19 protein-coding genes and 1 other RNA gene are annotated in these 21,532 nt (G+C 29.2%); 15 read left to right on the plus strand and 5 right to left on the minus strand.

All coding sequences use genetic code 11. From position 1 onward, the window contains the following. Nucleotide 1 precedes the first annotated feature (1 nt). From QIA46_RS03585 to QIA46_RS03635, 11 genes are all read left to right on the plus strand, one after another. Nucleotides 2–760 carry a zinc ribbon domain-containing protein gene (locus tag QIA46_RS03585; protein ID WP_317268457.1) on the plus strand — a complete coding sequence of 253 codons (759 nt, stop codon included), beginning with the start codon at nucleotides 2–4 and terminating at the stop codon, nucleotides 758–760. Between the two features lie 26 nt (nucleotides 761–786). Further along, an RNA gene (gene rnpB / locus QIA46_RS03590) (RNase P RNA component class A) lies at nucleotides 787–1,138 on the plus strand. A 24-nt stretch (nucleotides 1,139–1,162) separates the two neighbouring features. Continuing rightward, entirely contained in the window at nucleotides 1,163–2,131 is a 969-nt protein-coding gene (locus QIA46_RS03595) for a tetratricopeptide repeat protein (RefSeq protein WP_317268458.1), read from the plus strand. Nucleotides 2,132–2,141: 10 nt separating this feature from the next. Further along, on the plus strand, nucleotides 2,142–3,191 hold the full coding sequence (locus QIA46_RS03600) for a rod shape-determining protein (RefSeq protein WP_044054999.1): 1,050 nt from the start codon (nucleotides 2,142–2,144) through the stop codon (nucleotides 3,189–3,191). A gap of 3 nt (nucleotides 3,192–3,194) precedes the next feature. Then, nucleotides 3,195–4,040, plus strand: a complete 846-nt coding sequence (gene mreC, locus QIA46_RS03605; protein WP_317268459.1) for a rod shape-determining protein MreC — start codon at nucleotides 3,195–3,197, stop codon at nucleotides 4,038–4,040. After that, nucleotides 4,040–4,522, plus strand: coding sequence for a rod shape-determining protein MreD (gene mreD / locus QIA46_RS03610; RefSeq protein WP_316256381.1), 483 nt, complete (start codon nucleotides 4,040–4,042; stop codon nucleotides 4,520–4,522). Before mreC ends, mreD begins: the two co-directional genes overlap by 1 nt. Then, nucleotides 4,522–6,321 (plus strand): penicillin-binding protein 2, encoded by a 1,800-nt coding sequence (gene mrdA, locus QIA46_RS03615; RefSeq protein ID WP_317268460.1) that lies wholly within the window; start codon nucleotides 4,522–4,524, stop codon nucleotides 6,319–6,321. The genes mreD and mrdA overlap by 1 nt, the downstream gene beginning before the upstream one ends. 4 nt (nucleotides 6,322–6,325) lie before the next feature. Beyond that, nucleotides 6,326–7,642: a rod shape-determining protein RodA gene (gene rodA, locus QIA46_RS03620; RefSeq protein WP_301341842.1), complete on the plus strand. Its 1,317-nt coding sequence runs from the start codon at nucleotides 6,326–6,328 to the stop codon at nucleotides 7,640–7,642. Between the two features lie 165 nt (nucleotides 7,643–7,807). Further along, on the plus strand, nucleotides 7,808–9,553 hold the full coding sequence (thrS, locus tag QIA46_RS03625; protein ID WP_317268461.1) for a threonine--tRNA ligase: 1,746 nt from the start codon (nucleotides 7,808–7,810) through the stop codon (nucleotides 9,551–9,553). Between the two features lie 4 nt (nucleotides 9,554–9,557). Beyond that, nucleotides 9,558–10,187: a CDP-diacylglycerol--glycerol-3-phosphate 3-phosphatidyltransferase gene (pgsA, locus tag QIA46_RS03630; protein ID WP_317268462.1), complete on the plus strand. Its 630-nt coding sequence runs from the start codon at nucleotides 9,558–9,560 to the stop codon at nucleotides 10,185–10,187. After that, nucleotides 10,174–11,619 carry a hypothetical protein gene (locus tag QIA46_RS03635; RefSeq protein ID WP_317268463.1) on the plus strand — a complete coding sequence of 482 codons (1,446 nt, stop codon included), beginning with the start codon at nucleotides 10,174–10,176 and terminating at the stop codon, nucleotides 11,617–11,619. The genes pgsA and QIA46_RS03635 overlap by 14 nt, the downstream gene beginning before the upstream one ends. Here the strand turns inward: QIA46_RS03635 and cyaB are convergent. Continuing rightward, nucleotides 11,593–12,126 carry a class IV adenylate cyclase gene (cyaB, locus tag QIA46_RS03640; RefSeq protein WP_317268464.1) on the minus strand — a complete coding sequence of 178 codons (534 nt, stop codon included), beginning with the start codon at nucleotides 12,124–12,126 and terminating at the stop codon, nucleotides 11,593–11,595. The genes QIA46_RS03635 and cyaB overlap by 27 nt on opposite strands. A 92-nt stretch (nucleotides 12,127–12,218) precedes the next feature. Here cyaB and QIA46_RS03645 point away from each other — a divergent pair, with 92 nt between their 5' ends. Genes QIA46_RS03645 through QIA46_RS03660 form a run of 4 tightly spaced genes read left to right on the plus strand, consistent with a single transcriptional unit; the run spans nucleotide 12,219 to nucleotide 16,684 of the window. Then, the gene (locus tag QIA46_RS03645) at nucleotides 12,219–13,541 is read left to right on the plus strand and encodes a TrkH family potassium uptake protein (protein WP_317268465.1); all 1,323 of its coding nucleotides are present in this window, start codon (nucleotides 12,219–12,221) and stop codon (nucleotides 13,539–13,541) included. A gap of 5 nt (nucleotides 13,542–13,546) precedes the next feature. Continuing rightward, nucleotides 13,547–14,329: a potassium channel family protein gene (locus tag QIA46_RS03650; protein WP_014023933.1), complete on the plus strand. Its 783-nt coding sequence runs from the start codon at nucleotides 13,547–13,549 to the stop codon at nucleotides 14,327–14,329. Between the two features lie 9 nt (nucleotides 14,330–14,338). Continuing rightward, on the plus strand, nucleotides 14,339–15,310 hold the full coding sequence (locus QIA46_RS03655; RefSeq protein ID WP_014023934.1) for a MinD/ParA family protein: 972 nt from the start codon (nucleotides 14,339–14,341) through the stop codon (nucleotides 15,308–15,310). A 30-nt stretch (nucleotides 15,311–15,340) separates the two neighbouring features. Next, nucleotides 15,341–16,684 (plus strand): ATP-dependent 6-phosphofructokinase, encoded by a 1,344-nt coding sequence (locus tag QIA46_RS03660; RefSeq protein ID WP_317268466.1) that lies wholly within the window; start codon nucleotides 15,341–15,343, stop codon nucleotides 16,682–16,684. Between the two features lie 25 nt (nucleotides 16,685–16,709). On the opposite strand, the gene QIA46_RS03665 is transcribed toward QIA46_RS03660, so the two are convergent. The 4 genes from QIA46_RS03665 to QIA46_RS03680 all read right to left on the minus strand — a co-directional run bounded on the left by QIA46_RS03665 (nucleotide 16,710) and on the right by QIA46_RS03680 (nucleotide 21,531). Beyond that, complete coding sequence (locus QIA46_RS03665) at nucleotides 16,710–18,041, minus strand: CoA-disulfide reductase (protein WP_317268467.1); 1,332 nt, start codon at nucleotides 18,039–18,041, stop codon at nucleotides 16,710–16,712. 14 nt (nucleotides 18,042–18,055) lie between these two features. Next, nucleotides 18,056–19,447: an L-cystine transporter gene (locus QIA46_RS03670; RefSeq protein ID WP_317268468.1), complete on the minus strand. Its 1,392-nt coding sequence runs from the start codon at nucleotides 19,445–19,447 to the stop codon at nucleotides 18,056–18,058. A 67-nt stretch (nucleotides 19,448–19,514) separates the two neighbouring features. Next, the gene (locus QIA46_RS03675) at nucleotides 19,515–21,107 is read right to left on the minus strand and encodes a glucose-6-phosphate isomerase (RefSeq protein WP_317268469.1); all 1,593 of its coding nucleotides are present in this window, start codon (nucleotides 21,105–21,107) and stop codon (nucleotides 19,515–19,517) included. Nucleotides 21,108–21,129: 22 nt separating this feature from the next. Further along, nucleotides 21,130–21,531, minus strand: coding sequence for a ParB N-terminal domain-containing protein (locus QIA46_RS03680; RefSeq protein ID WP_317268470.1), 402 nt, complete (start codon nucleotides 21,529–21,531; stop codon nucleotides 21,130–21,132). Between the last annotated feature and the right edge of the window lies 1 nt (nucleotide 21,532).

Here is a 21,532-nt window from a genome sequence, read left to right on the forward strand (position 1 = left end):
GATGGAAAATAATATTGATACGTTAAAAAAACTTGAAGTTATATATAAGTCTAAGTTTGAGCTTGAAGAAAGACGAAAAAGTATTCCCAAGTATTTGGAGGCGAAAAAAAATCAGATTGAAGAATTATCGAAAGTTCTTGTTGATTTGCAACAAAAGTTTAAGGAATATCAAAAAGAAGATTCTGCTTTAAAGTTAGATATTCAAGATATTAATTCAAGAAAGAGCAAGGCTGAAGAAAAAATTGATAGCATTAAAACGCAAAGAGAATATGAAGCTCTTGAAAAAGAACTTCAAGTGATTATTGACGATGAAGTTACGATTAGAAAAAAGATGACACATGTTAATGGACTTAAAACTAAAATAGAAAAGGAAATATTAGATGTTAACGAGAAGCACAGCAAAGAAGAAGAATGTTTTAGGGCTGAAAGCAGTAGTTTTGAGCAAGAGCTTTTAGAAATTGAAAAGAAGCTTTTAGAAATAGAGAGTGAACAGCTAAATTGTACTTCTAAAATGAATGAAGATTTTTTATTTAAATTTCAAAGAATAATAAGAAATAAATCAAATGGAGTTGTTCCCTTGGTGAACAATGTTTGCAAAGGTTGTCATATGATACTTCCTGTTGAATTTGCAAACAAAGTAAGACGTGAGCCCAACGATATTAAATTTTGTCCGTATTGTAGTAGAATACTTTATTATCAGGATAAAATTCAAATAAGTGATGAAATAATTCCTGGTAGTTTAGCAGATCTTGTTGAATAAAATTTATTAATTTGATATTTTTTATTTAAGCTGGCAGTCAGCCATCGCTTAGCTTTTTAATTAAAGCTTAAGAGGAAAGTCCGAGCTCCAATAAGAACATAATGCTAGGTAATGCCTAGGGGTTTTAAACCTAAGAAAGTGTCGCAGAAAATTACCGCCTTAAAAAGGTAAGGGTGAAAAGGTGAGGTAAGAGCTCACCGCTTATTTAGCAATAAATACAGGCAAGATAAACCTCATTAGGAGCAAGATCAAGTATGTAAGCAACCTTTGTTCTTGAGGACATACTTACGGGTAGATCGCACGATTTTTTTAGCGATAAAAAAACAAGAGAGATGATGGCATAGTACAGAACTCGGCTTATGGGTGTCAGCTTAATTTCATTAACCTAAAAGAGAGTTTTAAATGGAAATAAGATATTTAAGATATATTTTTTACTCATTTATGATTTTCATGTTCATTTTTTTAATTTACTATATTTTATCATATTTTAAATCTTTTTCTAGTTCTTATTTAAAAGCAGGGCCAACAGAAGTTGATTTGCTTTTACTGTGGGATAAAAAAGAATATAAAGAAATAATAGATTATGTTGAGAATGATATTAAAAATCATAGATTTGATTTTAATTTAAATTTACTTTTGGGATTTTCATATTTTTATTATTCTTTAATAGTAAATGAAGGATATTTAAAGGGAGAATTTTTAGATAAATCCATAGAAAGATTGAGATTTTTAATTTCTATAAATGAGGGAGTCTCTATAAGTCCTTTGTATTATATATTAGGAAAGGCATATTCTCATAAAGGAGAGTTTTATAGTGAGCTTGCTGTAAAATTTTTAAAGAAGGCTTTAAGTGCTGATAATTTTGATTTCATGAACATTAAAGAAGATATTTTTGAATATTTGGGATATTCTTATCAGCTTTTAAGAGATTACAGGTCCAGTTTAAAGTTTTTTGAAAAAGCTTTTAATGAAAATAAATCAGATTTGGTGCTTTGGAGTTTGGCGTATGTTAATTATAAGCTGAATGATATAAATAAAAGCCTTGAGTATATAAAAAGAATAATAGAAGAAGAAAAAAGAAAATTGTCAAAGGGTGAGAAAACGGATGAAAATTTAATTCAAAAGGTATATTTGCTTTATGGAGACATTCTATTAGATAAAGGTGATTATGACAATGCTTTTGATTACTATAATAAAGTTCTAGAAATTAATAGTTCAAATTCTAGCGTTTATGTTAAAATAGGAGATATATATAGGAAGAAAGATAAAGATTATCCTAAGGCTAGAAAATACTGGAGAGAAGCTCTCAATCTTAATCCTTATTTAGAAGCAGCAAGAGAGAGACTTGGAATTACTTTGGAAGACTTTTAGGGAGGTTGATTTGAATTTGTTTAAGTCTTTTTTGATAGATATTGGCATTGATCTTGGAACATGTAATACATTGGTTTATATTAAAGATTATGGTGTGGTTATGAGTGAGCCTTCTGTTGTTGCAATAGATGTTACCAAAGGTAATAAGGTCGTTGCGGTTGGCAGAAATGCTAAAAAGATGCTTTGGAAAACTCCAGAAAATATCAAAGCTGTGCGCCCACTTAGAGATGGGGTTATTGCTGACATTGAGAATACAGAGAAGATGATCAAATATTTTATTAATCAAATTTTTTCTCGTAAAAAATTGTTTTTTAAGCCAAGAATGGTAATAGGCGTTCCTACTTGTATTACAGAGGTTGAAAGAAGAGCTGTAAAAGAGAGCGCAATGAATGCTGGTGCAAGAGAAGTTAAAGTAATAGAAGAATCCCTTGCAGCTGCTATTGGATCTGATATTCCTATTTTTGAACCTACAGGTCACATGGTGTGTGATATTGGAGGTGGAACTACAGAAATATCTGTCATTTCTCTTGGCGGCATGGTTGTAAGTAGAGCAATTAGAACCGGTGGTGATGAATTTGATGAGAGCATAATAAAGTATATGAGAAATTCTCATAATATTATAATTGGTCAGCAGACAGCAGAAAAATTGAAAATTAAGATAGGAAATGTATATCCTGATATTCAAAATTTAAGGGTAGAAAAAATAGATATTAAGGGTACAGATGCTGTAACTGGTCTTCCTAGAAAGCAGCTTGTTGATTCTATGGAAGTAAGGGAGTCTTTACAAGAACCTATAAATGTTGTTGTGGATGAAGTTAAGCGTACTCTTGGTGCAACGCCTCCAGAGCTTGCTACAGACATTGTTGAGCGTGGCATCATTTTGACAGGCGGAGGTGCCCTTCTTAAGGGTTTAAATAGGCTTCTTTCAAAAGAAACCGGAGTTCCTGTTTATGTTGCAGATAATCCGCTTCTCTCTGTAGCTGTTGGTGCCGGTTTATTTTATGATTATGCCAATAGAATAGATATTAGTAAGAATATTTACAGTTTTATCAATGAATAAGTTATGAATTTTCTTGTCAAATTCAAGAATTTTATCAAAGTACTTTTAGTATTGATAGTTTCTCTTGTTTTTATGATTTATGATTCAAGCAGTATTCAAAAGAGAAGAAATGATAATTTTTTGTTTTTTACTCTTAATTCTTATATTCAAAGCAGAATGCATGGGATTTTTAGTTTTATTTCCAATGTTTTTAAAACTGTAAATGAATACAAAAATTACAAGGACAAGATAGAATTTTATAAAAAAAGAATACAACAGCTTGAAATAGTAACTCAGAATATACAGTCACTAAGGCAAGAGAATGTTCGTCTTAAAGAGCAATTAAATTTTTATTCGTCAAGCTCTAGTGATTTTATTTCAGCAGAGATTATATATCTAAACTATTCAAACATATCGACTTTAATGGCTATTAATAAAGGATTCAATGATGGGATAGAAAAGGATATGATAGCAGTTGCATATCAAGATGGATTTAGTGGTCTTGTAGGTAAAGTTGTAAAGGTCTATTCTAATACTGCTAAAATTTTGCCTTTAACTAATTATGAAAATTTTGTGTCCGCAAGGATTCAAAGTAGTAGGTTTATAGGTCTTATAGAAGGCAATGGTTATGGTAAAAAACTTGAAATGAATTACGTTAATAGACTTGCTGAAAAAGATTTAAAGATAGGAGATTCTATTGTTACTGCTGGATTTAGTGAATATCCAGTTGGTATTTATATTGGAAAGATTACAAATTTTCATATTCTTGATTACAATTCTCTTTTAAAAATAGAAGTAGAGCCAGCTATAGTTTTAGATAAGCTTGAGTATGTTTTTCTTGTTAAGAATAACAAAGAGATTGGTGAATAATGGCAGCATTTTTTACATATTTTATTTCTAGCGCATTTTTAGGTAAAATTTTTCAACATTATTTTGCAACTTATTTTTATTTTTCAATAGATATTTTTTTAATTTTTCTAGTTTTTAATTCTTTAAATTTTATTTTTAATGTGGGATTATTATCTAGTATTTTATATGGGCTTCTTATGGATTATTTTACAGGGTTGCCACTTGGGTTTTTTGTTTTTGGGTATACAATAATATTTTATTTTAACAATAAAATAAAATTATTCATGCCTAAAAATATGCTTAGCATGACAATATTTTTTATTTTTTCGAAAGTTATATTATGGTTTTTAGCTATTGTGTTTTATGATTTTATAGATTTAAAATCTTTTAATTATTCAATTTTTAACCTTGACCTTGTTGTAAATATAATGTCTATTAACTTTTTATATCCAATTCAAAATTATTTTACTAGAAATTTTTATTCTTTTAAAGAGGATTATTAGTGGGCGTTATAACAAATTTTAGATACAAGTTCGGCATATTTTTTTTAATAGCAATTATGTTGCTTTATTTGGCAATTTTATTTCAAATGCAAATTGGCAAGCATTTATTTTACGACAGAGAAGCCAATGTTTTTTTATCGAGATTGGAAAAAATCAATGCTTCAAGGGGTGAGATTTTAGATTCTAATTCCAATATTTTGGCAAATAATTTAACTATGTTTATTTTGAAGATAAGTTTACAACAGTATTATAATATGCCTGTTGCTACTAGAATTGAGATGATAGATTTTTTATCAAGCACCCTAGATATTGATAAATCAATTATTTTATCTAAGCTTCAAGAACCTGGTGGGTATCTTAAAGATGTTGAAATAATCGAACTTACTCCAAAGATGTTATTTAAAATTTCTGAAAAAAAATTTTATTATCCAGCTCTTTTATGGACCTATTCTTTTAAGCGCAACTATTTAGTTGACGATTCATATTCACATTCAATCGGTTATGTTGGTCAAATAAATCAAAGAGAACTTAGAACGTTTTATAATGTTAGTGGGTATGATAATACTTCTACGATAGGAAAGTTAGGCATTGAGCAAGTTTATGATAATTACATTAGAGGGCAAGAGGGATTAATAAAATACAAAGTAGACTCTAAAGAGAGAAGAATAGACGATGGTTCTATTATAAGAAATATGGTGCCAGGTAATGATGTTGTGCTTAATATTAATAAAAATATTCAAGATCTTGCTAAGAATGCTTTAGGCAAAAGGTATGGTTCTATTGTAGTATTAAAACCATCAACAGGGTCTGTTCTTGCTCTTCATAATTATCCTTATTATTCTATGAGAGATGTTTACAATAAAGATAATAAGGAAGATTACTCTTTTTTAAATAAAGCAATTCAATCTGTTTATCCGCCTGCGTCTATTTTTAAATTAGTAGTTGCTGCTGCCATTCTTGAGGAGAGAGTTATAGATAAAGATCGTAAAATTTATTGTCCTGGACATTTTAAAGTTGGAAATAGAATTTTTCATTGTTGGAAACCTGGTGGGCATGGATATGTTAATTTAGAAGAGGCGATTGCACATTCTTCTAATGTGTATTTTTATACGCTTGGGCTTAAGTATCTTGGGGTTGATAGGATTAGAAAATATGCAAAAGAATTTGGGTTTGGAGAGAAAACAGGGATTGATTTGCCAAATGAAGTAGCCGGCCTTCTTCCTAGTCCTGAGTGGAAAGAAAAAACTTTTAATCAGCCTTGGGTAGGAGGAGATACTGTAAATTTTTCAATAGGCCAAGGATTTTTAAATGCTACTCCTATGCAGATTGTTAATATGGTTGCTATGATTGCAAATGAAGGTGTTGTATATAAACCTAGAATTGTAAATAAAATTTTAAAGGGTGGTACTAATAAAGTTATTCTTGAGAATAAACCAGAAATATTAAGAAAGACAAATCTTATTAGTAAAAGCACATTTAAACTTCTGAAAAAATACATGAGAAGTGTTGTAACTTATGGTACAGCAAGATATGCAGTTATTACAAAAGCTGTTAAGGTTGGAGGGAAAACAGGTACTGGTCAAACTGGTATAGATGGTTTTGAAAATAGTTCTTTTATTGGACTTGCCCCTTATAACGGTTCAGCTGATAATCAAATTATTGTTTTTAGTTTGGTTGAGGCAAAAAGTAATGTGGATTGGTGGCCTGCAAAATCTACAGATTTAATAATGCAAGGTATTTTTGCAAATCAAAGTTATGAAGATATTCTTAAGGGTTATAGGCCATGGTATATTAGGTAGGTTAATGGTTTTTAGAAAAAATTATGATTATTTGGCTTTAATAAGCTTACTTATAGTTTCTTTTGTTGGTATATTGTTGATTTATTCTAGCGATTATAATATTAGTGGATCTTTAACTAAGAATGAATATATAAAACAAACCTTTTGGATAATTATTGGATTTTTTTTAATCTTTATAGTGGGTAAATATGATTTAAAATTTGTATATAGCATAGTATATCCTTTGTATTTTTTATTAATACTGGCTTTAATTTTTACTGCATTTTTTGGAATGACTGTAAATGGAGCAAAATCTTGGATTGGTATATGGAAACTTGGAGGACAGCCTTCTGAATTTGGTAAAGTTATTATTATTTTGACCCTTTCAAAATTTTATACTGAAAAAAAGGGTTATAATGAACTTTTTACCTTTATTGCTGCATTTTTATTAATTTTTCCATCGGTGATTCTTATATTGTTGCAACCCGATTTTGGGACAGCAATAGTATATTTAACCATTTTTATATTTATTTCTTTTTTTGCAGGAATAGATTTGCATTATGTTTTGGCATTTGCGTTGATAGGGTTTTTTTCTTTTGTTTTTGCAATTTTGCCAGTTTGGTATGAATATAAGGTGAATATGGGCAATGTATTTTATCTTATTTTTTCAAATCCTTTTTATTTTAGAGTAATAATGGGAGTGCTGCTTTTAATACTTTTGATTTCTGTTTTAGGATTTTTTATTTCTAAATATGGTTTGAGTATTAAAATAATTTATTTTTATGTATTTTTTGCAAGTTCTATTTTATTGGTTTCAATAGTGCTTTCAAAGGTCCTTTCAAAGTTGATGAAGACTTATCAGATTAAACGATTTTTGGTATTCTTAGATCCGGCTATTGATGCTAAGGGTGCTGGTTGGAATTTGAATCAGGTTAAAATAGCAATTGGTTCTGGAGGTCTTTTTGGAAAAGGATTTTTAAAGGGGCCTTATACCCACGCCAATTATGTGCCATCTCAAAGCACAGATTTTATTTTTTCTATTCTTGCTGAAGAGTTTGGGTTTTTGGGTGTTAGCACTATTTTAATATTATTTTTTTTTCTTTTTTTAAAATTTTTGATAATAATGAATAAAAGTCAAGATAGGTATATGGCTTTAGTAATATCTGGAATTTTTGGACTTTTATTTTTTCATACTTCTTTTAATGTTGGAATGTCTTTAGGGGTTCTTCCTATTACTGGGATTCCATTCCCTTTTCTCTCTTATGGAGGTTCTTCTACTATTACATTTTTTTTAGCGATGTCTTTTTATTTTAATATTGAATCAATAGTTGCTATGGATTGAGAATTTATTTTAAGTTTTTTGTTTTCTTGTCTCTATTTTTTTAGAAAATTTTTTTGTATATTTTAATTTAGTAATTATAAATATTTAAGGTGCGTATTTTTACGTAAGAGTGATGAATGTGAATTTTAATTTTTTAATAAAAATCGAAAGTTCAAGGGTATTGTTGTGAGCAAAGATTTAGACAAAGAAGATATTCTTTACAAAAAAAGACACTCAATAGCTCATGTTATGGCAGAAGCTGTTCGCGATTTATTTCCAAATACTAAGATTGCAATAGGGCCTCCTATTAAGGATGGTTTTTATTATGATTTTGAATTTGAAAAGCAAATTACAGAAGATTCTCTTTTAGATATAGAAAATAGAATGAGAGAAATTTTAAAGACCGGGAGTTCTTTTGAAAAAGAGATAATAAGTGTAGAACAGGCTTTTGAAATTTTTAAAGATGAACCCTATAAGATTGATTTGATTAAAAATTTTGATTTACAAAATGAAGTTTCTATTTACAAGAGTCACAATTTTATTGATCTTTGTAGGGGTCCTCATGTTGAGAACATGAATAAAATTGATCCAAAGGCATTTAAACTTACTAGTATTGCTGGAGCTTATTGGCGAGGCAATGAAAAAAATCCAATGCTTACCAGAATTTATGGAACCTTGTGGAATAATGAAAAAGAGCTAAGATCTTATCTTAATTTGAGAGAGGAAATAAAAAAAAGAGATCATAGAAAACTTGGAAAAGAGCTTGATTTATTTTCTATTCATGAAGAGATTGGTCCAGGGCTTGTTTTTTTTCATCCCAATGGTGCTAAAATAAGAGCTTTAATAGAAGATTTTTGGAGAGAAGAGCACTCTAAAAATGGTTATGATATTCTTTTTACTCCTCATGTTGGTAAATCTTGGCTTTGGCAAACTTCTGGTCATTTAGACTTTTATAAGGATAGCATGTTTGAAAAAATAGAAATGGATAAAAGTGATTATTATCTTAAGCCCATGAATTGTCCTTTTCATATTGCAATTTACAATACAGGTAAGCATTCTTATAGAGATTTACCATTTAGATGGGCCGAACTTGGCACTGTGTATCGTTATGAAAAGATAGGTGCTTTGCATGGCATGATGAGAGCCAGAGGTTTTACTCAAGACGATGCTCATATTATATGCACCCATTCTCAAGTTTTAGATGAGATTAAAGAGGTTCTTAGGTTTGCTATTTATATGTGGAGTAAATTTGGCTTTAGCAACCTAAAGGCGTATCTTTCTACAAAGCCTGAAAAATCTGTTGGAAATGATGCTGATTGGGAAATGTCTTTAAAAGTTCTTGAAGAGACTTTAAGCGATTTTAAAGTTCCTTATGAAATTGATAAGGGGGGAGGTGCTTTTTATGGGCCCAAAATTGATCTTAAGATAGTCGATTCGCTTGAGAGAGAGTGGCAGATGAGTACAATTCAATTTGATTTTAATCTCCCCGAGAGGTTTAATATGACTTATACTGCCGAGGATGGTAAAGAAAAAAGACCATTCATGATTCATCGAGCTTTACTGGGGTCTATTGAAAGATTTTTTGGAATTCTTGTAGAGCATTATGGTGGGGCGTTTCCTTTATGGCTATCTCCTGTTCAAGTAGTAATCATTCCTGTTAACAATATTGTAGAAGATTATGCTATTAGGGTTTTTAATAAATTTAAAAATGAGGGGATTAGAATAAAATTTGATAATAGCTCCTCAAGAATGAATGCTAAAATTAGAGAATATCAGGCTAAAAAAATACCTTATATGTTTATAATTGGTGAGAGAGAGGTAGCAGAAGAGAGAATATCTATTAGAACAAGAACAAATGATCAAATAAATGGAATTAAACTTGATGAAGCTCTTAACTTTATCTTATTTAAAATAAGAGATAAGGAGATTTGATAAATTGAATAATTTAATCAAGGTCATTACCCCTAATAAAATAACATTAGCGAGGATTATACTTTCCTTTATCATATTAATTTTATTTTTTTTGGAAAATATATTTTTTTCGTATTTGTTTTTTGGAATTATTTGGTTTTTAATTATTTTTAATGAATTTACTGATTTTATTGATGGGTATATTGCAAGAAAATATGATCTTGTTAGCAATGTAGGTAAAATTTTAGATCCTTATGCGGATGTTTTGCAGCATTTAACATATTTTGTTTTTTTCTTTTACAAAGGTATTACCCCTTATTATTTTTTTGTAATATTTATTTATCGTGAAATTTCTATTGGGTTTGTTAGAAATTTGATTATTCAGTTTAATGTAGTTCAACAAGCAAAATTTTTGGGAAAATTAAAGTCACTTCTTTATGCTGTTTGCACTTTTGCAAGCCTTTTATTTTATACTTTAAATCAACTCAACTTTACAGAACCCGTTCAAAATTTTATTAGCTACATTCTAGCTTTTGAATTTAAATTTTTATTTGTTGTTCAAATGACATATGTTTGTGCTGCTTTTTTTGCAATTTTATCATTTTTAGAATATGTATTAATATTTTTGAATGTAAAAAAATATGAAAATAAATAAGACATTAATTTTGCTATTTTTATTTACAAAACTTTCTTTTATTCAGGCTCAAGTAAATCAAATATTAACAGAAATTAGTCCCTTAAGTGTTTTAAGTAAAAATGGAAAAGGAAGTGTTTATTTAAAAGTCAGCAAATCTTCTGATTATATTTTAACCCTAGATAAGAGTTCAAATTCTGATTTTGTTTTTAAAATTTATGATATTTCTAATAAAAAATATATAACTGATAAAATAAAAAGAAGAGATTTTAAAATAAGATTAGATAAAAATTCTCTTTATGCAATAATATATGTTGGCACTAAAAATGAAAGTATAAAGTTTTCGCTTACAGATTTAGATTTTTCAATTTTAAGTGGCAATTTCCTGAAAGCTAAAACATCTAAGATTGAAAAAGAAGATTTATTTTTTACTTTAAAAGATTTACCCGTTTTAAATTTAACCGCTAAGCTTAAAAAGTATGTATTAAGGATTTATAAAAGCAATATTTATATTGCCTATCAGCTAGAAAATAGCGATGACATTAAAGTTGCTGAATTTATTGAGGATGTTGGTTGGTTTAATCTTGATTCATCTGTTAATGGGAATATTACCAATATAGTTAATTTTGATTTTTCAATTAATTCGAAAGGGAATTTATATATTGCTTTTGTTACGAAATCAGGGCCTGATTTTGCCAGTGAGCTTATAGTTAAAAAATTTAATAGTAGAAAATGGATTGATATTAGTCCTGGCCACATAGAAAATTTTGGATCTTTATTAAATATTAGCATTGATTTAAAAGATAGGCTGTATTTAGCATATTTAAGAGAAATTGGAGGGGGATATAAAATAAATTTAATTTCAAATATGGGCTACGGAAGTATTTGGACTGATGTAATACATGCTTATTTAAGCAAAGGTGATTCTAATGTTAATTCATCAAACATTGGGCTAATATCTGAACCTTTTTTGGGCATTTTTTATAATTATAGGTCAAATAATGAGATTAAATCTGAGTTTGTTATAAACAACGAGAATACTTGGGTAAATGCGAATATTCCTTCTGTTTATATGGCTAATTTTATTAAAGGCTTTTTTGACTCTAATTTTAATCAAATAATTATGAGTTTTGTTTCTGAAAATAGACCTATTGTAAACATTTGTCCTTTGAAAAGTAGTAAATGGATTAATATAAGTCCTAATGTTGAAATGGAAGGTTCAAGTACTGACATTGGGCTTTATAAAAATAATTTGTTTTTAGCTTTTGAAAACAATAATAATGTAAGATTAATTTATTTTAAGAATAAAAATTGGTACTTTTTAAATAAGTTGGAGAATTTTAAAAGTGATGCTAATAGTCCCCAGATTGGAATTTATGGCAATCAAGGGATTGTGGTCTCTACTTTAAGTTCTAATTCCAATGAATTATTTTTTACTTTGGTTTGCCAATGAGAGTAATTCGGAGTAAGGTCTAATTTCAAGGTTTTCTTTTAATCCAAATTGATCGATTATGTTATCAATTTCTTTTTTTGCCAAATCTATATCATTTTGATTGTTAATTATTTTTTCTATTTCTAAAAAAAATCCGAGATTTTTTATTTCGTTTATCTCTACATTTAAATTATTAGTTTGATAAATTAGACTTTTTTTTATCTTTTTGTATAGCTTTTTAAATTTAAGCTCTTTTATAAGGGTTAAAAAATTGTTCATACTATCTATTTTGAATTCTATTTCTTTATTAATTTCTATAGCATTGTTGTTATCTAATATTTTTTTTTTAAATGTAACAATTTTTTCTAAAGTATTTAATTTTCTTATTCTTATAATTTTTTTTTGGTTTGAGTAATAGATGTCAGTTTTTATTTCTTCTTTAATAAATTTAAATTTTTTATTTGCTAACTTAATAATTCTTTTTAACTCTTTTGGAGGAATAAATGCTTTTGATTCTATTTCAAACATATATTAAAAATAATGTAATTATGATAATATTTCAATGTTAAAATATTATGCTATGATGGATTTTTAATAATTTAAACAATTTTTTGTATTATATGTTGAAATTTGAATTTAGCGACAAGTTTTTACTTTTTAGTTATTTTGTTTTAATTATGTTTATAGGCTCTCTTTTATTGATGTTGCCTATTTCCTGGCAAGGGGATGGCAAATTAGCATACATTGATGCTCTTTTTACTGCTGTTTCTGCTGTAAGCATTACAGGTCTTATAACGGTTGAAATGGAAGGTTTTTCTACTTTTGGATTTATTTTGATAATGTTGCTAATCCAGCTTGGGGGACTTGGATTTATAAGTATTACTACTTTTTATTTGCTTATACCTAAAAAGAAAATGAATTTAACAGATGCAAGAATAATAAAACAGTATTCCCTTTCAAATATAGAATATAATCCTATTAGAATTTTAAAAAGCATATTATTTATAACTTTTTCAATTGAAATGATTGGTTTAATATTAATACTTATTTTTTTTAAACTTAGGGGAGTTAATATTTCATTCTTAGAGGCTTTGTTTACGACAATTTCTGCGTTTTGCAATGCAGGTTTTTCCATGCACTCTGAGAGTATTTATGCATGGCGAGATGTTCCTGAAGCTATAGTTGTGGTTTCTATTTTAATAATTTGTGGTGGTCTTGGGTTTATGGTCTATAGAGATGTAAAGAATACTATTAAGAACAAAAAAAAGCTATCGCTTCACGCCAAAATAGTTTTTTCTTTAAGTTTTTTTTTAATTGTAATTGGCGCAATTTTATTTTTTTTTACAGAGATGCATAAATTAAAAGCTGGTTATTCAATGAGTACTCTAATATTTAATTCAATTTTTTATTCGATTAGCACCAGAACAGCTGGTTTTAATTATCTTGATAATTCTTTAATAAGTGGAAGAACTCAAATAATTTCTCTACCATTCATGTTTATTGGTGGTGCGCCCGGATCAACTGCAGGAGGAATTAAGATTACAACATTTTTTTTAATTGTATTAGCTGTTGTTAAAAATCAAAATGGCAATGGATATATTATTGGGTCTTACAAGGTTTCAATAGATAGCATAAGATTTGCACTTTTATTTTTTGCAAGAGCTATTTTTATTTTGAGTTTTTCCTTTTTTATGTTGCTTTTTTTTGAGGGAGGATCTGGCAAATGGAAAGTTATTGATTTGGGTTATGAAGTATTTTCTGCTTTTGGAACGGTTGGTCTTTCAGTTGGAGTAACTCAGGATTTGTCATTTTTGGGGAAAGTCATTATAATTTTTACTATGTTTGCAGGACGAATAGGGCTTTTTTCAATGGCTGTTTTTGTTTCAAGAAAGTCGCGTTTTGAAGAATTTACAAGGCCAAGGCAAGATATTTTGGTTGGTTGAAGCATATGAAAACATTTGTTATTATTGGACTTAGTAATTTAGGAATTCATTTGCTTGAAGATTTAAGCAGGCTTGATTGTCAAATTATTATTATAGATACATCTAAAGAGCTTATTGAAGAATATGATGTGATATCTACAGAAAGCTTTGTTGTTGAGCAATTTACTAAAAATGCTTTGAAAAAAATAATTCCAGTAGATACAGACGCTGTTGTTATTGACTTTGATGATGATCTTGGCAAAAGTGCCCTTGTTACTCACTATTGCAATCTTTTAGGTTTGAAAGAAATATGTGTTAAAACGGAAAATAGGGATGATGCTGAAATATTAAAAACTCTTGGTGCAACAAAAATTATATTTCCAAGTAAAGATGCTGCAAGAAGATTAACTCCATTATTAGTATCTCCGAATCTTTCAACTTATAATATTATTGGGTATGATATTATTGTTGCTGAAACTGTTATCCCCAAAGAATATGTTGGCAAAACTCTTTTTGAAGCTGATCTGAGAAGAGAATGTGGGATTACAGTTATTGCTGTTAGAAATTTAAGTAATTCTAGGTATGAATTTGTTGATGGCGATTATTTTTTTTTAAAAGATGATAAAATTGTAATTTGCGGAAAACCAGATAGTATTGAAAATTTTACAAACAATAAAGATTTAATTAAAGATTTAATCTCGGGCTCTAAAGAGGATGAAAATTTAAATAAAGATGCTGAGAAAAAATCGAGATTTTTAGGGATTTTTAATTTTATGAAAATTTTTAAAAAAGATCATAAGGATAATTAGGGTTTAAGAATGACTAAAATTATTCCTGTAGCAAGTGGCAAAGGTGGTGTTGGAAAAACATCTTTTGTTGCAAATGTTGGTTATAAGCTTTCTAGTTTGGGTAAAACCGTAATACTTGTTGACCTTGATCTTGGTGGCTCTAATCTACATACGTGTTTGGGAGTCAAAAATAAGGGTGTGGGCATTGGTTCTTTTATTAATAAAAAGAATAAAAGTTTTTCAGATTTAGTATGCAAAACATCTTATGATAAACTTTACCTTATTCCAGGCGATGCCCTTTATACAGGAACAGCCAATCTTCCTTTTTCTATTAAGAAAAAGATTATAGAATCCATTCAAAAAGATCTTATTGCCGATTTTATTTTTTTAGATTTGGGATCTGGAACTTCTTATAATACAATAGATTTTTATTTGGCATCTTATAGCGGTGTAATTGTTACAATCCCGGAAACCCCTTCTATACTTAATGCTTATTCTTTTTTAAAAAATGCTCTTTATCGTCTTTTATATTTGGGATTTCCGCAAAAAAGTCCTGAAAGAGATTATATTGGTAATTTTTTTAAAGATAAGATTGAAGGGACAAACCTTGGATTTAAAGATTTGGTTGTTGGGATTGAGCTTATTTCTTTGAGTTCTTCTTTGAAAGTTAAGAGGATGATGAACAATTTTTATCCTAGAGTGGTGTTAAATAGAATAGAAACTAGCGAAGAGATTGCTATGTGTGAAAATTTGATTAATGTTGTTAAGAACAATATTAATATACCAATAGAGTTTATAGGTTTTGTGCCTTTTGCAAAAAGTTTTAGAGAGGCTATTAATAATAGAGTGCCATTTATTGATTTTGAGAAAAGTTCAAAATTGAATAAATATTTTGAATTCATAGCTGGCAATTTAATTAAATCTCCCATTGAAGGGTCTCCTTATATTTATGATGATATATACGATATGATTAAAGATCAAAGTCGATTTATTAGAAAATAATTAAGTTATAATTCTATAAAGGAGTATTTGGTGTATAGGATTAAAAATGAAAATTTGGATTTTAAAATAGATAGTTTAGGAGAGTGCAAGCAAAACAATCCTTTGATTGATTTTTATGCTAGTGAGGGTTCTTCACATTTTGTTAATGAAAAAAATAAAATCAAGTTTAGTGTATATAGGAATGAGGATGAGGGAGATAAGTATGAAGATGTTCTTTTAGAAAAAGCCGGACCTAGAGAAAAAATTTATTTCGTGCCTAGGCATGTTAAAGCCGCTATTACTACTTGTGGTGGGCTTTGTCCCGGTTTTAATGATGTTATTCGTTCTATTGTGCGGACTTTATGGAAAATTTATGGAGTTCGAAATATTTATGGAGTAAAATTTGGATATCAAGGGCTTCTTCCTGAATCAAATTCACCTTTTATTAATCTTAATCCAGATGTTGTTGATGATATTAATAAATTTGGGGGCACTATTCTTGGTTCTTCAAGGGGTGGTATTAAACCTGTGGAAATAGTTGATACTTTAGAGAGAATGAACATTAATATGATTTTTAACATTGGTGGGGATGGTACTCAAAAGGGATCTCTTCTTATTGCCGAGGAGATAGAAAAAAGAAATTTAAAAATAGCAGTTGTGGGCATTCCTAAAACAGTAGACAATGATTTTATGTTTGTTCAAAAATCTTTTGGATTTGAAACTGCTGTAGAACAAGCCGTTGCAGCTGTTGCTGGTGCTCATTTTGAAGCTAATAGTGCTTATAATGGCATTGGGCTTGTTAAGGTTATGGGACGAGATTCTGGTTTTATTGCTGCTCATACTGCGCTTTCTTCTAATGATGTTAATTTTTGTTTAATTCCGGAGCTTGATTTTGATATAGAAGGGCCTAATGGATTTCTTGTTCATCTTGAAAGACGACTTTTAGAAAAGGAAAGCTTAGAAGAGATTCCTCATGCAGTAATATTGATAGCAGAAGGAGCAGGTCAGAAATATTTTGACCATTTCCCCAAAAAAAAAGACGATTCTGGGAATTTTCTTTATGAAGATATTGGGCTTTATATTAAAGATAAAATTACAGAATATTTTAAATCAAAAAACATACAATTTACTCTTAAATACATTGATCCTAGCTATATTATTAGAAGTTCGCCTGCTAATGCTAGTGATTCGCTTTATTGTGCTAGGCTTGGGTCGAATGCTGTGCATGCTGCAATGACTGGTAAAACAAAAATGTTGATTAGTTTGTGGAGTACGAAATTTGTGCACATACCGATTAAGATGGCAGTAATTGACAGAAATAAGGTTAATCCAAATGGTTCTTTTTGGAGAGATGTTCTTTCAAGCACAGGGCAACCAATTAGCATGAAGAATTAAATTAATTTAATTGATTAAATTCTTTCTATTTGGCAGCATTTCCAGCAATGTTTAATATATCCCAAGTTCTTGAGAAGGGTGGAGAATATGAAAAATCCATCATTCCTAACTCATTTGTTGTAAGTTTTGAATAGATTGCAATTGCTAAGGCATGGATTCTTATTACGGCTCCATCTTTTCCTATTGCTTGTGCTCCAAGTATTATTTTGGTATTTTCTTCGTAAATTAATTTAATATAAAGATATTCTTGGCCGGGATAATAATTTGTATGATTTTTATCCTTTACAAAAATCGTTTTATATTTTATTTGAAGCTTTTTTGCATCTTTTTCTGTAAGTCCTGTTCTTGCGGCTTCTAAAGATAGTATTTTAATTGAAGCTGAGCCCAATGTGCCTTTAAATGCTATGCGATTGCCAGCTAAATTTTCACCAATTATTCTTCCAAGTTTGTTGGCTGTTGTTGCCAGAGGTATGTATTCATTTTTTTTACTTACTATATTATAAATGGTTGCACAATCTCCTGCAGAAAAAATATTTTTTATGCTAGTTTCGCCATACTCATTTACAATTATTGCTCCATTTTCAGTAGTTTTAAGCTGATTTTCTAAAAATTCAGTAACAGGTTTTATTCCGGTAGCAAGTATAACAGCATCAGCTTGATAAGTATTTTTGTTTGTTACTACTCCTTCTACCTTTTTTTCTCCTATTAAACTTTTTACAAACTCATTTGTGTGAAGATCAACCCCCTTTTTTATTAGCTCTTCTTCCATTATTGTAACTATTTCTTCGTCAAAGGAATCTATGAGTATGTGTTTGTCTAGTTGAATTAATCTTACATTTTTTCTTTTATTTTTTGCTGCTTCTACCATTTCAATTCCAATGTATCCAGCACCAATTATTACTATATTTTTAATCTCTTCTTTATCCATTAAATTTTTTATTTTTTGACCGTCTTCTAGATTTCTCAGTGTATGAAAATTTTTAAGATTGATATTATTGATTGGTGGGATAATAGGTTTTGCACCGGTTGCTATCATAAGTTGGTCGTAAGTATTGTTAAAAATGCTTCCTGTTTTTTGATTTTTTACTGCAATTATATTGTTTTTTGCATCTACTTTGATAACTTCATGGTTGGTTTTAACAGAGATTCCAGTTTTTTCGAATTCTTCCTTTGTTCTTGAGATCATTGTATTTGGATTGTCAAAAAATCCTCCTACAAAGTAGGGCAGGCCACAGGTTCCAAAAGATACAATATTTGTTTTTTCGTAGATAGTAATGTCTAGCTTTTTGTTTAATCGGTTTGCTTTAGCCGCGGCACTAGTTCCTGCTGATGTGCCTCCAATAATTATTATTTTCATTATTGTTTTCCTATTTATTTGTTTACAAGCCCTTTTTGGTTGTATATATTATGGTTGAATTGTTTAAGTTGTTTGGCAGATATGACGCCCGCAAGCATTGAGCCGCCCACATTAACAGCTGTTCTTCCCATGTCAATTAAAGGTTCAACAGATATTACAAGTCCTACCAACCCCACTGGGAAGTTCATTGCTGAGAGTACCATTAATGAAGCTGTTGTTGCGCCTCCGCCAGCACCAGCAGATCCAAATGAAGTTATTATTATTAATCCAAGAAGTGTGAGTATAAATGAAATATCTGTAGGGTTTATTCCTTGAGTTGGTGCTATCATTATTGCAAGCATAGCAGGGTGAATTGCTGCACAACCATTTTGCCCAATTGATGTTCCAAAGGAGCTTGATAAATTTGCTATTCCTTCGCTTACTCCCAGGGTTTTAGTTTGAATTTCTACATTAATAGGTATAGTTGCGGCACTAGACCTAGATATGAATGCAAATGTTAGTGCTGGAGATATTTTTTTTATAAAAGTAATTGGGTTTAGTTTGTTTATTGCAATTAATGTCATATGCATAAGAAATGTGAGACCTATGGCAATGTAAGAGGCAATTACAAATTCCCCAAGCTTGATTATGCTTTTGATTTCGCTTGTTGCTGTAATTTTTGTCATTAAAGCTAATATGGCATAGGGTGTTAGTTTTAAAATTAGAGTTACTATTCCTAATATTATGTCTTGAAGAGTTAATATTATTTTTTTAAAAAATTCTATTGATTCTGGTTTTTTAATAGATGTTTTAAGGGCGGCTATTCCTATGATGGCTGAGAATATCACAACTCCGATTGTTGAGTTTTTTCTAAGTCCTGCTAAATCTTCAAATATATTTTGTGGAATAAGCTCTGTGATTTTTTTTGTGATTGGTGTTTGATTTAATATTTCAAGGCCTTTTTGCAATTTTTCGCTTTGTAAAATTTCTCTGGTTCCCACTTGTAGTCCTTCAGCTGTTAACCCAAATATTAAAGCAGTGAAAATGCCAATTATGGCAGCAATACCCGCTGTAAACACCAGTGTTAATATTACAAGCAAGCTCATTCTTCCAACATCTTTACTGTTGGTTAATTTTATTATTGCAGATATTATTGATGTAATTATTAAGGGGATTATAACCATTTTAAGAAGCCTTACGTACCCATCACCCACAATATTTATCCAATTGATAGTTTCGTTTGTTATAGATGAATTTGTACCGTAAAAATATTGGATAGTCATTCCAAATGTTATTCCTATTGCTAATGATATAAACACTCTTTTTGTAAAAGAGACATTTTTCTTTTTGCAAAGATAAACAATGCTTATTAGAATAAGCATTGTTATAATATTAATTAATGTATATAATATACTTACCTTGTCCATTCTTACCTCTTGTATAAGCTTAGTGCATTCTTTTTAAACTTAAGGATATATATTTAAAATTAATTAATTAATCTTGTTTTAAAATTTTTTTAGAATAAGATTCTATTATTTCATCTTCAAAAGTATCGTTTTTCAAAATTTGATTTGCAATAATTTTTCCCAGCTGAACTCCTTCTTGGTCGAATGAGTTTATATTTAATAAAAATCCCTCAAACATTACTTTATTCTCGTAATGGGAGAGTATTGCTCCTATTGCATAAGGCGTTAATTCTTTTGAATATATTAGTGCAGAAGGTCTCTCGCCTTTAAAATTTTTATTTTTGTTATCATTTTCTTTGCCCTTTGAAAATGCTATTATTTGGGCTATTAAATTTGCTTTTAATTTTTCATTGCTTGAGCTATTATCAGATATTATATCTTCTTTAAGTTGTGTCTCATTAAAACCTATGAAATCCATTGGAACTATATCTGTTCCTTGATGAAGCATTTGAAAGAATGAGTGTTGAACGTCTGTCCCAATGCCTCCCCAAATTATTCTTACGGTTTTGTAGTTTATTGTTTCGTTAAATCTGTTTACACTTTTCCCATTACTTTCCATTTCAAGTTGTTGTAAGTGAAGATAAAAATTTTCCATTGCTTTAGAATAAGCAATAATGCAGTTGCTGCCGTAGTTTAGAACATTTCTTTCATATATACTAATTAGTGCTGCCAAGAGAGTTGCGTTGTCTTTTACGTTTTTGTTTAATGATTTTTTGTCGGCCCTATTGGCTCCTTTTAGAATTTCTTTTACAATTTTTTCTGTGAAGCAAAGAGTAAGTAGCGTAAGTCCAACTGCTGATGTTGGAGAAAATCTTCCACCTATTGAATCATGCATGAAGAAATATTCAAGATATTCTTTTTCTTCTAGTGCTAACATACTATCTTTTAATGTTATAATGACCATTTGTTTTTTATATTCTTTTATGCCATTTGATTTTAATTTGTTTATTAAGAATTGCATATTAGCTTTGGTTTCTAATGTATTTCCACTTTTTGAGACAATAATAAAAAGTGTTTCATCAACATTAATGCTGCTTAATACTTCTTCTGATTCATCTGGATCAATGTTTGAAATAAAATATCCATTCATTAATGCTAGATTGTGTTTTTTTGCATAATTTTTTAATGCGCTATAAAGAGCTTTTGGCCCCAGGCTGGATCCACCAATTCCTATTTGAACTACATTTTTAAATTTTTTACCATTTGCACTTTTAATATTCCCAGAATGGATTTGATTTGCAAAATTATATATTTTTTCAAGTTCTGATTGAAAAAACTCCCCCATGTTTTCTTTATTATCTTCTATTACGTCTTTGCCAATTTGCCCTCTTGTAAGGTGATGAAGAACTTTTCTATTTTCACTAATATTGATCTTTTCCCCATCAAGCACTTCTTTGTATTTTTCTATTAAATTTGCTTCATCGCTTAAATTTTGAAAAATTTTAAGGTGGTTATCATTAATTTGCTTTGAAGCATAGTTGTAATGTACACTATCTCCTTCTATTGTAATGTCGTATTCTTTTATTCTTTTTCCAGTTAATGCCGTTTTGAGCACTTCTGGAGCAATCCCTTCAAGGATTTTAAAATTTTCAAGTTCATTAAGATTTTTGTAATTTAACATAAACACACCCCTTTGTTATGGTTTAAATTTTTCTGTTTTTTCTTTTACACATATTTTTAATTTTTAGGATAATAAATTTAAAGAATCTTATTATTATATTGCTTTCAGAATAAATTTTTAAGTAAGCTTCTCCCTCGTTTGCCTCACTTCTTGTAAATGATTTTCTAACATTATTCTCATCAAGTTCAATTTCAAGTAAAGTTTTTTTGTTTTCAATTGAGATTACCTTTACTTCAACTTCTTTATAACCTATTTCTTTTAAAGCTTGATATCTTCTAAGCCCCGCTATCAAGTTTTTATTTTTATCTATTATTATTGGATAAATTAATCCGTGTTTTATAATGCTGTTTTTAAGAGTTTCAATGTCTCCTAAATTTTTTCTAATTCTTTTTTTTATTTTTATTTGATCGATATCTATTAACATA

The organism is Borreliella carolinensis, assembly GCF_032595855.2.
In the GTDB taxonomy this organism is placed as follows: Bacteria; Spirochaetota; Spirochaetia; order Borreliales; family Borreliaceae; genus Borreliella; species Borreliella carolinensis.

Excerpts from the sequence above, each read along its gene's own strand:
- QIA46_RS03650 (WP_014023933.1), top strand. The coding sequence starts at position 13,547 with ATGAAAACATTTGTTATTATTGGACTTAGTAATTTAGGAATTCATTTG.
- QIA46_RS03595 (WP_317268458.1), top strand. The coding sequence starts at position 1,163 with ATGGAAATAAGATATTTAAGATATATTTTTTACTCATTTATGATTTTC.
- QIA46_RS03675 (WP_317268469.1), bottom strand. The coding sequence starts at position 21,107 with ATGTTAAATTACAAAAATCTTAATGAACTTGAAAATTTTAAAATCCTT.
- rodA (WP_301341842.1), top strand. The coding sequence starts at position 6,326 with ATGGTTTTTAGAAAAAATTATGATTATTTGGCTTTAATAAGCTTACTT.
- QIA46_RS03655 (WP_014023934.1), top strand. The coding sequence starts at position 14,339 with ATGACTAAAATTATTCCTGTAGCAAGTGGCAAAGGTGGTGTTGGAAAA.
- QIA46_RS03645 (WP_317268465.1), top strand. The coding sequence starts at position 12,219 with ATGTTGAAATTTGAATTTAGCGACAAGTTTTTACTTTTTAGTTATTTT.
- QIA46_RS03635 (WP_317268463.1), top strand. The coding sequence starts at position 10,174 with ATGAAAATAAATAAGACATTAATTTTGCTATTTTTATTTACAAAACTT.
- mreD (WP_316256381.1), top strand. The coding sequence starts at position 4,040 with ATGGCAGCATTTTTTACATATTTTATTTCTAGCGCATTTTTAGGTAAA.
- QIA46_RS03665 (WP_317268467.1), bottom strand. The coding sequence starts at position 18,041 with ATGAAAATAATAATTATTGGAGGCACATCAGCAGGAACTAGTGCCGCG.
- QIA46_RS03585 (WP_317268457.1), top strand. The coding sequence starts at position 2 with ATGGAAAATAATATTGATACGTTAAAAAAACTTGAAGTTATATATAAG.
- cyaB (WP_317268464.1), bottom strand. The coding sequence starts at position 12,126 with ATGTTTGAAATAGAATCAAAAGCATTTATTCCTCCAAAAGAGTTAAAA.
- QIA46_RS03680 (WP_317268470.1), bottom strand. The coding sequence starts at position 21,531 with ATGTTAATAGATATCGATCAAATAAAAATAAAAAAAAGAATTAGAAAA.
- mreC (WP_317268459.1), top strand. The coding sequence starts at position 3,195 with ATGAATTTTCTTGTCAAATTCAAGAATTTTATCAAAGTACTTTTAGTA.
- QIA46_RS03670 (WP_317268468.1), bottom strand. The coding sequence starts at position 19,447 with ATGGACAAGGTAAGTATATTATATACATTAATTAATATTATAACAATG.